The 12,833-nt window shown below is 71.3% G+C and carries 13 protein-coding genes; 3 read left to right on the top strand and 10 right to left on the bottom strand.

The window, feature by feature from the left end; all coding sequences use genetic code 11:
* Nucleotides 1-126: 126 nt before the first annotated feature.
* From glf to G7072_RS03680, 5 genes are all read right to left on the bottom strand, one after another.
* Nucleotides 127-1,326: a UDP-galactopyranose mutase gene (glf, locus tag G7072_RS03700; protein ID WP_166084294.1), complete on the bottom strand. Its 1,200-nt coding sequence runs from the start codon at nt 1,324-1,326 to the stop codon at nt 127-129.
* 46 nt (nt 1,327-1,372) lie between these two features.
* Nucleotides 1,373-2,296 carry a glycosyltransferase family 2 protein gene (locus tag G7072_RS03695; RefSeq protein WP_166084293.1) on the bottom strand — a complete coding sequence of 308 codons (924 nt, stop codon included), beginning with the start codon at nt 2,294-2,296 and terminating at the stop codon, nt 1,373-1,375.
* Entirely contained in the window at nt 2,293-3,213 is a 921-nt protein-coding gene (locus tag G7072_RS03690) for a glycosyltransferase (protein ID WP_166084291.1), read from the bottom strand. The genes G7072_RS03695 and G7072_RS03690 overlap by 4 nt, the downstream gene beginning before the upstream one ends.
* A gap of 34 nt (nt 3,214-3,247) precedes the next feature.
* A complete protein-coding gene (locus G7072_RS03685) occupies nt 3,248-4,726 on the bottom strand; it encodes an LCP family protein (protein ID WP_166084290.1) in 1,479 nt (492 codons plus the stop codon).
* 78 nt (nt 4,727-4,804) lie between these two features.
* On the bottom strand, nt 4,805-5,347 hold the full coding sequence (locus tag G7072_RS03680) for an acyl-CoA thioesterase (RefSeq protein ID WP_166084289.1): 543 nt from the start codon (nt 5,345-5,347) through the stop codon (nt 4,805-4,807).
* Nucleotides 5,348-5,370: 23 nt separating this feature from the next.
* Between G7072_RS03680 and G7072_RS03675 the strand changes: the two genes are divergently transcribed.
* Nucleotides 5,371-6,654, top strand: coding sequence for an LCP family protein (locus G7072_RS03675; RefSeq protein ID WP_166084288.1), 1,284 nt, complete (start codon nt 5,371-5,373; stop codon nt 6,652-6,654).
* 61 nt (nt 6,655-6,715) lie between these two features.
* Nucleotides 6,716-7,594, top strand: coding sequence for a crotonase/enoyl-CoA hydratase family protein (locus G7072_RS03670; RefSeq protein ID WP_166084287.1), 879 nt, complete (start codon nt 6,716-6,718; stop codon nt 7,592-7,594).
* Nucleotides 7,595-7,604: 10 nt separating this feature from the next.
* On the opposite strand, the gene G7072_RS03665 is transcribed toward G7072_RS03670, so the two are convergent.
* The 4 genes from G7072_RS03665 to G7072_RS03650 form a co-directional block, all read right to left on the bottom strand.
* Nucleotides 7,605-8,507: an alpha/beta hydrolase gene (locus G7072_RS03665; protein WP_166084286.1), complete on the bottom strand. Its 903-nt coding sequence runs from the start codon at nt 8,505-8,507 to the stop codon at nt 7,605-7,607.
* A 19-nt stretch (nt 8,508-8,526) separates the two neighbouring features.
* Nucleotides 8,527-8,985 carry a bacterioferritin gene (gene bfr / locus G7072_RS03660; protein WP_240917135.1) on the bottom strand — a complete coding sequence of 153 codons (459 nt, stop codon included), beginning with the start codon at nt 8,983-8,985 and terminating at the stop codon, nt 8,527-8,529.
* 10 nt (nt 8,986-8,995) lie between these two features.
* Nucleotides 8,996-9,220, bottom strand: a complete 225-nt coding sequence (locus G7072_RS03655; protein WP_166084284.1) for a (2Fe-2S)-binding protein — start codon at nt 9,218-9,220, stop codon at nt 8,996-8,998.
* Between the two features lie 159 nt (nt 9,221-9,379).
* Entirely contained in the window at nt 9,380-9,766 is a 387-nt protein-coding gene (locus G7072_RS03650; RefSeq protein ID WP_166084283.1) for a hypothetical protein, read from the bottom strand.
* A gap of 137 nt (nt 9,767-9,903) precedes the next feature.
* Between G7072_RS03650 and G7072_RS03645 the strand changes: the two genes are divergently transcribed.
* Nucleotides 9,904-10,611 carry a GTP pyrophosphokinase family protein gene (locus G7072_RS03645; RefSeq protein WP_166084282.1) on the top strand — a complete coding sequence of 236 codons (708 nt, stop codon included), beginning with the start codon at nt 9,904-9,906 and terminating at the stop codon, nt 10,609-10,611.
* Here the strand turns inward: G7072_RS03645 and G7072_RS03640 are convergent.
* Nucleotides 10,598-12,832, bottom strand: coding sequence for a glycoside hydrolase family 3 N-terminal domain-containing protein (locus G7072_RS03640; protein WP_166084281.1), 2,235 nt, complete (start codon nt 12,830-12,832; stop codon nt 10,598-10,600). The two genes, G7072_RS03645 and G7072_RS03640, sit on opposite strands and share 14 nt — an antisense overlap.
* Nucleotide 12,833: the final 1 nt, after the last annotated feature.

Raw genomic sequence — 12,833 nt, 5'->3', positions numbered from 1 at the left:
ACTCCAGCAGTCTCGTGTCTCTGCTTTCACATCTGTCACACGAGTCTAGACACGAACGACACGATCTCCGCGACCCGGCGGACGCTCGGAGCGGCGTGGGAGGGCCCGACCCGGGCCCGGGAGGGCTCAGCCCTCGTCGACGCCGCCGCTGGTGAGCGCCTCGCCGCTCTCGAAGTGCGGACGCAGCTTGTTGTCGAACATCGACAGGCCGGCGCCGATCGCCATGTGCATGTCGAGGTACTTGTAGGTGCCGAGCCGGCCGCCGAAGAGCACCATCGGCTCCTTCTTGGCCAGCTCGCGGTACTTGAGCAGCTTCTCGCGGTCGGCGGCGGTGTTCACCGGGTAGTAGGGCTCGTCACCCTCCTCGGCGAAGCGGGAGTACTCGTGGACCACGATCGACTTGCCCGGCAGGTAGGTGCGCTCGGGGTGCAGGTGCTTGAACTCCAGCACGCGCGTCCACGGGACGTCCTCGTCGTTGGCGTTGACCACGCCGGTGCCCTGGTAGTCGTCGACGTCGACGGTCTCGGCCTCCAGGTCGATGGTGCGCCACGACAGCCGGCCCTCGGAGTTGCCGAAGTACTCGTCGACGGGGCCGGTGTAGACGATCGGCACCTGGCCCTTGAACTCGTCGGCGACGTCGAAGAAGTCGGTGTTCAGCCGGACCTCGATGTTCGGGTGGTCGGCCATCCGCTCCAGCCACGCGGTGTAGCCGTCGACGGGCAGGCCCTCGAAGTCGTCGTTGAAGTAGCGGTTGTCGAAGGTGTAGCGGACCGGGAGGCGCGTGATGATGTCCGCGCTCAGCTCCTTGGGGTCAGTCTGCCACTGCTTCGCGGTGTAGCCCTTGACGAACGCCTCGTAGAGCGGGCGCCCGATGAGGCTGATCGCCTTCTCCTCGAGGTTCTTGGCCTCCGAGGTCTCGATCTCCGAGGCCTGCTCGGCGATGAGCGCGCGCGCCTCGTCGGGCGAGTGGCTCGTGCCGAAGAACTGGTTGATGAGCCCGAGGTTCATCGGGAAGGAGTAGACCTGCCCCTGGTACTTCGCGAACACGCGGTGCTGGTAGTTCGTGAAGTCGGTGAACCGGTTGACGTACTCCCAGACCCGCTTGTTGGAGGTGTGGAAGAGGTGCGTGCCGTACTTGTGCACCTCGATGCCTGTCTCCTCGTCGATCTCGCTGTAGGCGTTGCCCCCGATGTGGTGGCGACGCTCGAGGATCAGCACCTTCAGCCCGAGCTCGTTGGCACAGCGTTCGGCGACGGTGAGCCCGAAGAATCCGGATCCGACGACGACGAGGTCATAGTTCACGACGAGCTCCCAGCAGGTGGACATCAGAGGGGTACGGCGCCCGCGCGTGCGCCGGGAGCCGTCCGGGAGTCTATCCGCGGGGCGGGCTGGTCCGGGCCAGGCGCGGCGCGTCGCGCAGCGCCTTCACCACGTTGCGCGCCTCGGCCCGACCGCCGCGCACCGGCGCCAGCAGGAGCACGACGAGCGTGATGAGCCACGGCTTGAGCCGGACCAGGGGGTTCCGGCCGTAGCGCAGGTGGACGACGAAGAGGTTGCGGTACATGTAGAAGCCCTTCCAGGACTTCATGTCGTGCTGCTGGTCGAAGTCGAGCTGGCGCACGAGCACCGCGTCGCGCAGCGCGAGGATCTCGAAGCCGGCGCGCCGCACCCGGACGGCGTAGTCCACGTCGTCGTAGAAGATGAAGAAGCCCGGGTCGGGCAGTCCCACCGCGTCGATCACCTGACGGTGCACCATGAAGCCCTCGAAGGCGACGTTCTCCAGCGGCACCGTCTCCGGCATCAGCCGGCGCTCCGGGTAGCGGTCCTCCACCATCTCCCGCTTGGGCCGCACGGCCCACGGGTGGACGAGGTCGAAGCGGGTGGCGGCCTTCTCGCAGATCCGCCCGGACCGGTCCTCACGGACCGCCATCAGCGCCGGGCCGGGGTGCGCCGCCATCACCCGCAGGCACCCCGGGGCCGGCACCACGTCGTCGTCCATCAGCCAGATCCGGTCGTGGCCGGCGTCGTACGCCGTGCGCACCCCGAGGTGGAAGCCGCCGGCACCGCCGAGGTTCTCCTCGCTGCGGATCACCTCCAGCGGAAGTCCGGGGTGCTCGTCACGCGCCGACGCGAGCACCGCGGCGGTGTGGTCGCTGCTGGCGTTGTCCACGACGTAGACCGCGTCCGGGGCCCGGTCCTGGGCGGCCAGCCCGGCCAGCAGGCCGCGCAGCAGGTCGGCCCGGTTGTAGGTCACGACGACGACTGCCACGGACTCCGTCGGCTCGGTGCCGCTCATCGCAGGAACCTCTCGTGGCCGGTGAAGTCGCGGCGTACGGCGGCGCCGAGCGCCTGTGCGCTGAGCCGGAGCCGGGCGGTGTCCGGGCGGGTGAACAGGTAGAACCACAGCGTCTTCAGCAGGAAGGCGAGCACGCCGAGCAGGTTGACGTAGGTGCGCAGGTTGGTGACGTTGTTGCGCACCATGCAGTAGTGCTTGAGGTCCGAGGGCGAGTGGTTGTACGTCGTGCGCCCGAACGCCATGGGGGTCCCGAGGTCGTCGGTCGCCGGGTGGGCGAAGCGGCTGTCCACGACCGTCGCGACGCGGGCGCCGGCCGCACGGGCGCGCCAGAGGTACTCCACGTCGTCGCCCCAGATGAAGAACTCCTCGCGCGGCAGGCCGATCTCCTCGACGAGGTCGCGGGTCACGAGCACCCCGTTGAAGGGGATGACCACGTCCTCGAGCAGGCCGTCGCGGGCGGCGCGGGTCACGTCCGCGAGGTCGTGGACGACGCGGGTCGTGCCGGGCACGCGGATCGGGAAGCAGAGCCGGTCCGGGGCGTCCTCGGCGACCACGGCCGGGCCGAGGAGGTCGTAGCGGTCCACGTGGGGCAGCAGGTCGGCCAGGCAGTCCGGCGGCGGGGTGCCGTCGTCGTCCATCAGCCAGAGCAGCTCCGCGTCGCGCTCCACGGCTCGCGCCATCCCGGCGTGGAAGCCACCCGCTCCCCCGGTGTTGGAGGGCAGCCGCAGCACCTCGATCGGCACCGCGAGGTCGTCGACGAGCCGGGCGCAGACCTGAGGGGTGTCGTCGGTCGAGGCGTTGTCGACGACCACGAGCAGGTCCGGGACCCGGGTCTGGGCGTCGACCGCGCGCACGATCCGCTCGAGCAGGGCGGACCGGTTCCAGGTCACGACGACGGCGACGACACGGGGAGGCACGCAGCGACCCTAGACGGCACCCGGCACGAACGGCTCAGCAGACCTTCGACAGGTCGGCCGACTGGTTGGCGGCGTACCCCGACGACAGGCTGCCGATGGAGCCGCCGGTGCTGGCACCGGACGACGACTTGCTGAAGCCGGGGCCCTTCTTCCTGCCGGAGCCGCTCGGCTGCTCGGACTTCGTGATCGCGTCGTCGATCATCGTGCGGATCTTGTCGATGTCGGGGTCCGAGGTGTTGATCGCCGGGGGCACGAAGGAGACCGTGCCGACCTTCTGCGACTTGGCCCGCAGCGCCAGCTGGGTGAACTCGCCGACCTCGGAGGCCGGGAGGTCGGTCTCGATGAGGTGCGTGCTGGCGTCGGCGAGCGCCTCGAACTTCGTCAGCACCGTCTGGGGGCTGAGCTGCTGCAGCATCGCGCTCATGACGCACTTCTGCCGCGCCATGCGCGAGTAGTCGTCGGCCGACTCCCGCGAGCGGGCGAACCACAGGGTCTGGAAGCCGTTGAGGCGGCGGACGCCGGGCTCGATGTAGTCGACGACGGGCACGCCGATCGGGATGCGGTCGCGGACGTTGAGGGTGAGGCCGCCCATCGCGGTGACCAGGCTCTTGAAGCCCTCCATGTTGACCAGCGTGTAGTAGTTGATCTTGAGGCCGGTGATGCCCTCGATGCCCTCGATGGTGGCGTCGATGCCCGGGGTCTCGGAGCCCTTGAACAGGTCACGGTGGTCCGCGGCCCAGGTCGCGAGGCTGTTGAGGGTGCAGGTCTCGCAGTCGTAGCCGTCGGGGAACTCCGCCGCCAGCTCGCTGCCCTCGGGGAAGGGGAAGTTCGTCATGTTGCGCGGCAGGCCGAAGAGGATGGTCCGGCCGGTCTCCTCGTCGATGCTGGCCACCGTCATGCTGTCGGTGCGCAGGCCCCAGCGGCCGTCGCCGGCGTCGCCGCCGATCAGCAGCACGTTGTAGCGGCCGTGCTCGGCGGCGCTGGCGACGCCGTCGCCGAACATCGTGGTGATGAAGTCACGCTGCACCGCCACCAGGTGCGAGGCGAAGAGCAGGGAGCCCGCCACCGCGAAGACCACGGTGCCGTTGAGACCCACCATCGCGAGCCGCTGCTTCTGCCGGAGCCGCAGCGGGTCGCCCAGGCGCCAGGCGTCGATGAGCAGCAGGGTCCAGCCGATCGCCAGCACGGTGAGCCCCGTGCGGAGCACCGCCAGCACGGTCGTGTCCGCGGCGAGGCGGAAGAGCACCTCGGGCCACAGCCAGCCGACGGCCGCGAGCAGCAGGGCGCTGCCCACGCATGCCAGCCACACCCGCACCGCGAGCCGACCGACCTGCTTGCGTCCCATCACCAGCTGCGCCGAGCCCGGCATCAGCAGGGTCATCACCAGCAGCGTGAGGGCCCGACGGAAGCGGACCCGACCGAGCTCACGCGCCCGGTAGGCGGCGAGGTCGGGGTGGCCGGGGTGGCTGGCGGTGGAGCGGGTGCGGGTCGACCCGGAGGTGACGGGGGCCATGCAGCGGGCCTTTCCACAGGGGAAGCGGGTGGGAGTCGGCGTACCGTGAAGTATCACCAGTCCCACCGGCCGCAGCCGTCACGGCGCGCCGGGCACCCCGGCTCGGCCCTCCTGGATCGCCTGCTTGCGCGCCAGCCGGTGCGCCCGTCGGATCTCCGCCTCGCGGGCGCGCCGCAGCTCGTCGGGCGACTCCGGCAGCAGCCCCGGGATCTCCCGGGGCGCGCCGTCCGCGTCGATCGCAACGAAGACCAGGTACGCCGAGGCGACGTGGACCGGCTCGCGACCGGCCTCGTTCCACGGCTCCGCCTCCACCCGCACCCCGATCTCCAGCGAGGTCCGCCCCGCCCAGTTGACCTGCCCGAAGGTGCGGACGATGTCGCCCACGTGGACCGGCCGCAGGAAGGCCATCTCGTCCATCGCCGCGGTCACCGCCGGTCCCCCGGTGTGGCGCTGGGCGATGGCCCCGGCCGTGCTGTCGACCAGGCGCATGATCACCCCGCCGTGCACGTTGCCCAGCAGGTTCACGTGGCTCTGGTCCATGAGGACCGACAGCCCGGTGCGCGCGTGACGCGGCGACAGGCCCCCCTCCGGTGTCCCGTCCGATGTCGTCTCCTGCGGCATGCAGGCACGGTAGCGTCACCGCCATGGCGGATGGGCGCGACGACCGGCGCGGCGACAACGGTGACGGCGACCAGGGCAGCTCCTACGACTGGCTGTACTCCGGCGGCTCGGGTGGCTCCGGCGGGTCGGGCGGGTCCGGACCGGCACCGGACCCCGACGCCACCCAGGTGATCGACACCCGCGGAGCCGCGCGCGGCTCTGCGAGCGGTGCGAGCGGTGCGGGCCGCCCCGGCGCCGACGACGAGCGGACCCAGGTCGTCCCGACCGCCGCCGCGTCACGTCCGCGGTCCGGTGCCCGCGACGACGCCCCGCCGTCGAGGATCGCGCCCACCCCCGGCTCGCCGCCCCCGAGCGCCCGACGCCCGGACAAGCAGACGCGCCCGAAGCGGACCCGCACCCGACGCAGGCGGCCCGGTCGCTGGATCGCGCTCGCCCTCGCCGCCTGGCTGGTCTTCCTCGTCGCGGTGCCGGTGTTCGCCTGGATGTCGGTCGACGAGGTCGACGCCGAGCCGGCGGGGGCGCGGCCCGACGACCAGCCCGGGACGACATACCTCGTGGTGGGCTCGGACGCCCGCGAAGGCCTCTCCGGCCAGCGCACCGACACCATCCTGCTGCTGCACACCGGCAGCGGCCCCGACCTGCTGATGTCGCTGCCGCGCGACTCCATCGTCGACATCCCCGACCAGGGCACCAACAAGATCAACGCCGCCTTCGCCCTCGGCGGACCGAAGCTGCTCACCCGCACCATCGAGTCCGAGACCGACATCCGCATCGACCACTACGTCGAGATCGGCTTCACCGGTTTCGTCGACCTCGTCGATGCCGTCGGCGGCATCGAGATCTGCCCGACCAAGGCGCTCGACGACCCCCAGGCGGAGCTGAAGGTCGAGAAGGGCTGCCAGGAGGCCAACGGCGAGACCGCCCTCGGCTACGCCCGGACCCGGAAGACGCAGACCAACGGCGACATCGACCGCGCCAAGAACCAGCGCGAGGTCGTCGGCGCCATCGGCAGCGAGGTCGTGTCCTGGAAGACCGTGGTCAACCCGGTCCGCTACTGGCGCGTGATGTTCGGCGGCGCCGGGGCGGTGAAGGTCAGCGAGGGCACCGGCCCCTTCGACGCCGGCCGCTTCGCCTACGCGATGACCCGCGTCAACGGCGCCGACGGCCTGACCTGCGGCGTGCCGATCTCCGACCTGGCCGTCAACTGGGACGCCGAGCGGGCGCCGCGCATGTTCGCCGCCATCCGCGAGGACCGCACCGAGGACATCGGCAAGGACCTCTGCTCCCCCACCGGCCTGCCGCAGTAACCGCTCCGGCGCGCCCCGCGCCCGCCCGCGTCACCCTCCCCACCACCGACCGAAGGCACCCATGACCTACGCGACCCTCGACTACGCCGTGGACGACGACGGCATCCTCACGCTGACGCTGGACCGGCCCGACGCGCTCAACTCGTTCACGGTGCAGATGGCCGAGGACCTGGTGGCGGCCTTCGAGCGCGCCAGCAGCGACGACGCCGTGACGGCCGTGGTGGTCACCGGCCGGGGCCGCGCGTTCTGCGCCGGCATGGACCTCACCGCGGACGGCAACGTCTTCGGGCTCGACGAGACCCAGCGGCCCACCCTGGACGACCTCCACGAGCGACTCGACGACCCCGAGATCCTCGACGGGGTGCGCGACACCGGCGGGCGCGTGACGCTGGCGATCTACGCCTGCACCAAGCCGGTCATCGGGGCGATCAACGGAGCCGCGGTCGGCATCGGCGCCACGATGACGCTGGCGATGGACGTCCGGCTGGCGTCGACGAAGGCCCGCATCGGCTTCGTCTTCGCCAAGATCGGGATCGTCCCGGAGGCCTGCTCCACGTGGTTCCTGCCGCGCATCGTCGGCATCAGCCGGGCGCTGGAGCTCGTCTACTCCGCGGACATCCTGGACGGCGAGGCCGCCCTCGGGATGGGCCTGGTCCGCTCGGTCCACGAGCCCGACGACCTGCTGCCGGCGGCGTACGAGCTGGCGCGGAAGTTCACCGCGAACCGCTCCCCCGTCGCCACGGCGCTGGCGCGGCAGATGATGTACCGCAACTCCGCCCAGCCCCACCCGATCGAGGCCCACCGCGTCGACTCGCTCGCGATGTTCTACACCTCGGTCGCCGACGGCAAGGAGGGCGTGGCGTCCTTCCGCGAGAAGCGCGACCCGTCGTACACGAGCAGCACCACCGACATGCCGCCGTTCTACCCCTGGCAGGAGTGAGCGGCGCCCGTCAGGTGCTGCGTCCGGGCGTGAGGTGCTCGCGCAGGAACGCGGTCTGCTCGGCGACGAAGGCCTCGAACATCTCGCCGGTGTACGGCGTGAAGTGGCCGACGTCGTAGCTGCTGACCCGGGCCGTCGGGGCCCGCTCGGCCGCCCTGACCGCCGGGTGCGGCGGCGTGGTCCGGTCGCGCAGCCCGACCTGGACCAGCACGGGCACCGTCAGGTGGCGCAGCGCCCGTCCGGGTGAGTAGAGCCCGATGGCGAGGGCGAACCGGGCCGCGACCCGGTCGTCGAAGCCGTCGGGGGCGAGGTCGAGGTACTCCATCGCCTCCGGGGCGGTCATGACCGCGAGCTCACCGGGCCGTCCGGCCGCGGGGATGTAGTGCGGCTCCTTGCCACGCACCGAGCGCGCGACGTCGCGCAGGCCGTGGGGCACCAGGCGGGCCACGCCGCGCGCCCCCAGCTCCTTGGTCGACATCGGCCCGCTCACGTGCGGCACCTGCGCCACCACGCAGGCCGGCTCGACCGTGCGCGCGACCGTCATGACGTGACCGCCGGACAGCGAGGAGCCCCAGAGCGCCACCCGGGAGGCGTCCACCTCGGGGCGCGAGCGGGCGTAGGAGACGGCGTTGACCCAGTCCTGGTGCTGCTTCTTGATGTCGAGCAGCTGACGCGGCTCGCCGTCGCTGTCGCCGAAGTGCCGGTAGTCGAAGACCAGGACGTTCAGGCCGGCCGCGGCGAAGCGCTCGGCGTACGCGTCGAGGCGCATCTCCTTGACCGCGGCCAGGCCGTGGGCCATGACCACGCACGGCCCGGGCGTGTCCGGTCCGGTGTCGGGTGCGGTGCCCTCGGCCGGGTAGAACCAGCCGCGGCAGGTGACGCCGTACGACGGAAAGGTGATGTCCTCGCGCATGGCTCGACCCTAGGGGTCGTCAGGACGCGGAGCTGTCGATCTGCTGGGAGAGGTACTGCGGGACACCGACGTGGGCGATGGCGTCGAGCTGGCCCTCGAACCAGTCGGCGTGACGCTCCTCGTCGCGCACCATCTCGTCGAACATCGCGGCGCTGCCGTGGTCGCCGAGCTCACGGCACTCCCGGGCGGAGGCGTTGAACTGCGCCACGGCGGCCTTCTCGCTCTCGAAGGCGAGCCGGAGCATCTCCTGCGGGCTCTCCCCCACCGTGATGGCGCCGAGACGCTGCAGGTTGGGGTGGCCGTCGAAGAAGAGGATCCGGTTGATGATCTCGTCGGCGTCCTTCATCTCGTCGATGGAGAGGTCGTAGAAGACCTTGCCGAGCTTGCCGAACCCCCAGTTGTCGAGCATGCGCGCGTGCAGGAAGTAGGTGTTGGTGACCGTGAGCTCGAACGTGAGCGCGTCGTTGAACAGCTCCACGACGCGGGGGCTAACTGGCTGCAACCTCGACCTCCAGGGCCTCGTACGACGCGATCGCGCGGGCGGCGACCGAGGGCTCATGGTCGCACAGCAGCCGCTTCACCGAGAAGACGCACGAGCCGCAGTCGCGGCCGGCGCCGGTGGCGGCGCACACCCCGGCCAGGGTGCGGGCACCGGCGTCGATGGCGTCGGTGACGGCCCGGTCGTTGACCACGTTGCAGTGGCAGACGATCACGGGACCTCCCGGGCGCTGGTCAGCAGTAGGTGTAGGTAAGGCTTACCTAAGTGACGCTAGCACGTGGCGGCCGCGGCTGTCTGCGTGTCCGCCGTCACCCCGGCGACGAGCCGCCGACCCCGCCGGGGGCGGACGGGGCGGCGGCTCGTCGGGTCCGGGTCAGCGGCGGGTGATCGTGATGACGCAGGAGCCGCCGGTGCCGACCTTGTTGGCGCGGAACGTGAAGACGTCCTTGCCGGCGGTGTTCGGGCGGTTGCGGTCGACCGACACGTCGCCCTCGTTGTCGGCGGTGCGGACGTCGGTGAAGTAGCGGTTGCCGTCCTGGAGCAGGGTGACGCGCCACTGGCTGCCACGGAGGGCGTTGTCGACGTCGGCCTCGACCTCGAAGCGGCCGTCGTCCTTCTCCACGCTCAGCTCGATGCGGGCGCCGTCGCAGCGCTCGCTGCGGTCCACGGCCTGGGCTGGGGCGGTGATGAGCATCGTGGCGGGCACGGCGAGGAGCGCGACGGCTCCGGTGGCGGCGGTGGTGCGGCGCAGGGCGTTCATGGGGGTGTCCTCCGTGGTCGTGGCCGGACCTCCTGCCCGGCGATGACCCGAGCGTGTCGCGTCGACGTGAGGTGGCCGTGAGCCGCAGGTGAGGGCTCTCTCATGGTCGGGCTCATGGCTCGGGCTAGCCTCGGGTGATGACGGACCTGTCGCCCGAGGCGCCCTCGTTGACGATGGCGGACTTCTTCGAGCTCAGCGACGAGCTCAACGGCTTCCTGCTGATGTACCGCTTCGGCCTTGAGGAGATGCTGACGAAGGTCAACATCCTGCGGGACGAGCTCTCGCACGCCGACCCCTCCGGCTGCCCGATCGAGCACGTCAGCCACCGGCTCAAGCACCCGAAGAGCGTGGCGGAGAAGGCCGAGCGGCTGGGCTGCCTGCCGAGCTTCGCCGACGTGCGCAGCAAGGTGTGGGACATCGCCGGCATCCGGATCGTGTGCAGCTTCGTCACCGACGCCTACCACGTGCTCGGCATGCTCCAGCGTCAGCCGGACCTGACCGTCGTCACGGTCAAGGACTACATCGCCGAGCCGAAGTCCAGCGGCTACAAGAGCCTGCACCTGATCGTCGAGCTGCCGGTGTTCCTGTCCGAGCGCACCGAGATGGTGCGGGTCGAGGTGCAGATCCGCACCGTGGCCATGGACTTCTGGGCCAGCCTGGAGCACAAGATCTACTACAAGTACCGCACCGACGTGCCTCAACGGCTGCGCGACGACCTGGTCGCGATCGCCGAGGCCACCGACCGCCTCGACCAGCAGATGGAGCAGCTCCACCTCGAGTCACGCGGGCACGCACCCCTGCCCGGCCTCGATCACCGGAGCGTGCGACCGCTCAGCGAGCCGTGACCTCGAAGGACGTCGTGCCGGTCGCGGCCGACGAGCCGCCGACGAACACGTCGAAGGTCGAGTCGTCCAGGACCCAGTCGCGGACCGCGGCGTTCCAGTAGCGGCGCTCGGCAGGGCCGACCACGAACGAGACGTCGCGTGACTCCCCCGCTGCCAGCGTGACGCGCTCGAAGCCCTTGAGCTCGCGGACGGGTCGCGACGCGGTGCCGTGGCGCTGGTGGAGGTACAGCTGCACCACCTCGTCGGCCTCGCGGTCGCCGGTATTCGTCACGGTGACAGAAATCGCGGTGGTGCCGTCGGAGGTCGTCGTGGCGGGGTCCGCCACGGGGTCGGCGTACGTGAAGGAGGAGTAGGACAGGCCGTGCCCGAAGGGGTAGAGCGGCGTGCTGTGCTCGTCCCAGTAGCGCTTGTCCTGGTTCTCCGGCTCGTGGCTGATCGTGTGGCCGAGGATCATCGGCACCTGCCCGACGGTGCGCGGCCAGGTGAAGGGCAGCTTCCCGGCGGGGCTGACGTCGCCGAGGAGCAGGTTCGCGACGGCGGTGCCGCCCTGGGTGCCGGGGTACCAGACGTCGAGGATCGCCGGCACGTGCTCGTCGGCCCAGCGCAGGTCGAGCGGGCGACCGTTCATGACCACCGCGACGACCGGGGTGCCGGTGGCGACGACCGCCTGCAGCAGCTCGAGCTGGCGCCCGGGCAGCTCCAGCGACGAGCGGGAGGCCTGCTCGCCGATCATGTTCTGCCACTCCCCCACGACGACGACCGCGACGTCGCTGGCGCGGGCCAGGTCGACGGCGCGGGTCAGCTCGGCGTCGGGGTCGAAGCCGTCGGGGTCGCTCGGGGTGTTGCCGCCGAACATGTCGAAGATGGAGCCGAACTCGCGCTGCACCACCGGGACGCCGCCGGCGTGCTCGACGCGGACGCCGTCGCCCAGGCGGGTGCGCAGGCCGTCGAGCACGGTGACGGTCTCGTCGAGGTCGAAGTCGAACACCCAGGGGCCGAGGGTGTCGCGGGGAGAGTCGGCCAGCGGCCCGATGACGGCGACCGAGGTCAGCGCGTCCGCGTCGAGCGGCAGCAGCCCGCCCTCGTTGCGCAGCAGCACCGCGGACCGCTCGGCCGCGACCCGGGCGACCTCGCGGTGAGCCGGGTCGGCGAGCACCTCGCGGGCCCGGTCCTCGTCGACGTACGGGTCGTCGAGCAGGCCGAGGGTGAGCTTGGCGGTGAGGAGGCGGCGGACGGCCGCGTCGAGCGTGGCCTCGTCGACCGCGCCGGCGGCGAGCGCCTCGGGCAGGTGGGCGAAGGCCGGGTCGTCGATCGCCATCTCGAGGTCGACGCCGGCGTTCAGGCCGCGGGCGCCGGCGTCGGTCAGGTCGGCGGCGAAGCCGTGCGTCAGCAGGCTGCGTACGGCGTTGGCGTCGCTGACCACGAAACCGTCGAAGCCCCAGGTGTCGCGCAGCACCTCGGTGAACAGCCACCGGTTGCCGCTGGCCGGGATGCCGTTGAGGTCCATGTAGGCCGTCATCACGTTGCCGGCCCCGGCGGCGACCGCCGCGGCGAAGGGCGGGAGGTAGACGTTCCACAGCGCGTGGTCGGACAGGTCGACCTCGTCGTAGTCACGGCCGCCGAGGGCGGCGCCGTACCCGGCGAAGTGCTTGGGCCCGGCGATGACGTGCTCGGGGGCGCCCAGCGTCTCGCCCTGGAAGCCGCGCACCTGCGCAACCGCCATCGCGGCGCCGAGGTAGGGGTCCTCGCCAGCGCCCTCGATGATGCGCCCCCACCGCGGGTCGCGCGCGACGTCGACCATGGGCGCGAAGGTCCAGTGGATGCCGACCGCACGAGCCTCGCGCGCGGCGACCGTCTGACCGGCCTCGACCGTGGCCGGGTCCCAGGAGGCCGCCATGGCGATCGGGACCGGCAGGATCGTGCGCAGGCCGTGGATGACGTCGAAGCCGACGAGCGCCGGGATGCCGAGGCGGTTGCCCTCGACGGTGAGCCGCTGCAGCCGGTTGATCTCGGCCGGGTCGGTCACGAAGAGGAACGACCCGACGGCGCCGTCCGCGAGCCGGGACTCGACCATGCGGGGCTGCTCGTCGGCGTCGAAGCCCTGCTGCGGCGGCGGGGCGCTCGCGGGGAGCTTGAAGTAGAAGTACTGCGTCAGCTGCCCGGCCTTCTCCTCCGGCGTCAGCTGCGCGAGCAGGTCCTCGACCTGCGTCTCGATGCTCATG

The sequence above is a fragment of the Nocardioides sp. HDW12B genome, from assembly GCF_011299595.1.
Lineage (GTDB): Bacteria > Actinomycetota > Actinomycetes > Propionibacteriales > Nocardioidaceae > Marmoricola_A.
Note: the sequence above shows the minus strand (reverse complement) of the source record. Positions and strands in the feature narration are given on the sequence as shown.

Excerpts from the sequence above, each read along its gene's own strand:
- G7072_RS03680 (WP_166084289.1), bottom strand. The coding sequence starts at position 5,347 with ATGCCGCAGGAGACGACATCGGACGGGACACCGGAGGGGGGCCTGTCG.
- G7072_RS03675 (WP_166084288.1), top strand. The coding sequence starts at position 5,371 with ATGGCGGATGGGCGCGACGACCGGCGCGGCGACAACGGTGACGGCGAC.
- G7072_RS03695 (WP_166084293.1), bottom strand. The coding sequence starts at position 2,296 with ATGAGCGGCACCGAGCCGACGGAGTCCGTGGCAGTCGTCGTCGTGACC.
- glf (WP_166084294.1), bottom strand. The coding sequence starts at position 1,326 with ATGTCCACCTGCTGGGAGCTCGTCGTGAACTATGACCTCGTCGTCGTC.
- G7072_RS03685 (WP_166084290.1), bottom strand. The coding sequence starts at position 4,726 with ATGGCCCCCGTCACCTCCGGGTCGACCCGCACCCGCTCCACCGCCAGC.
- G7072_RS03640 (WP_166084281.1), bottom strand. The coding sequence starts at position 12,832 with ATGAGCATCGAGACGCAGGTCGAGGACCTGCTCGCGCAGCTGACGCCG.
- G7072_RS03645 (WP_166084282.1), top strand. The coding sequence starts at position 9,904 with ATGACGGACCTGTCGCCCGAGGCGCCCTCGTTGACGATGGCGGACTTC.
- G7072_RS03670 (WP_166084287.1), top strand. The coding sequence starts at position 6,716 with ATGACCTACGCGACCCTCGACTACGCCGTGGACGACGACGGCATCCTC.
- G7072_RS03650 (WP_166084283.1), bottom strand. The coding sequence starts at position 9,766 with ATGAACGCCCTGCGCCGCACCACCGCCGCCACCGGAGCCGTCGCGCTC.
- G7072_RS03665 (WP_166084286.1), bottom strand. The coding sequence starts at position 8,507 with ATGCGCGAGGACATCACCTTTCCGTCGTACGGCGTCACCTGCCGCGGC.